At 58.0% G+C, this 595-nt stretch carries 1 tRNA gene and 1 pseudogene; both read left to right on the top strand.

Annotated features, from left to right (window positions below):
* Positions 1-45 precede the first annotated feature (45 nt).
* Positions 46-122 (top strand) — tRNA-Met (locus AC1DT7_RS24240).
* Between the two features lie 280 nt (positions 123-402).
* Positions 403-595 (top strand): annotated as a pseudogene (locus AC1DT7_RS24235) (hypothetical protein); the annotation flags it as partial.

The raw sequence follows: 595 nt of genomic DNA, 5'->3' as shown, positions 1-595 counted from the left end.
ATTCACATGTCCTTCCCTCCCCTCTCAAGGGGAGGAGAACCTTGGCGCGGGGTGGAGCAGCCCGGTAGCTCGTCAGGCTCATAACCTGAAGGTCACAGGTTCAAATCCTGTCCCCGCAACCAACGTCAAATCCCGCAGGCAATAGCCTCGCGGGCTTTTTTATGCGCAAAACACACCAAACAGCCCGCTTAGCTCTCGCTTCGCGGGCCAAAATGCGTGACCAGCAGATGCCGCGCTCGCTTGAACCTCCACCCAGAAGCTTCATACCGACGCATCAGCTTAAATCTCGTAGCCGGGGCTATGGATTCTAGAGCGGGATGACATTTGACTGATTCAAATGGGATTCCCTTTGGTCTGATTTTCTGATTCAAGATGCTGGCTGGAGATCGGAGGCCAGCTAGCATGGCCAAGCCCTATTCGATGGACCTGCGCGAGCGGGTTGTAGCGGCGGTGATGGAGGAGAGCATGTCCTGCCATGCGGCAGCGGCACGCTTTGGCGTAGCGGCGAGCTCGGCGATCAAATGGGTACGGCGTGTGCGTGAGACGGGTAGCGCAGTCAAATGGGTACGGCGTGTGCGTGAGACGGGTAGCGCAG

The sequence above is a fragment of the Sphingomonas sp. P3_C6 genome (assembly GCF_056402595.1).
This window is presented reverse-complemented; position numbering and strand designations above follow the sequence as displayed.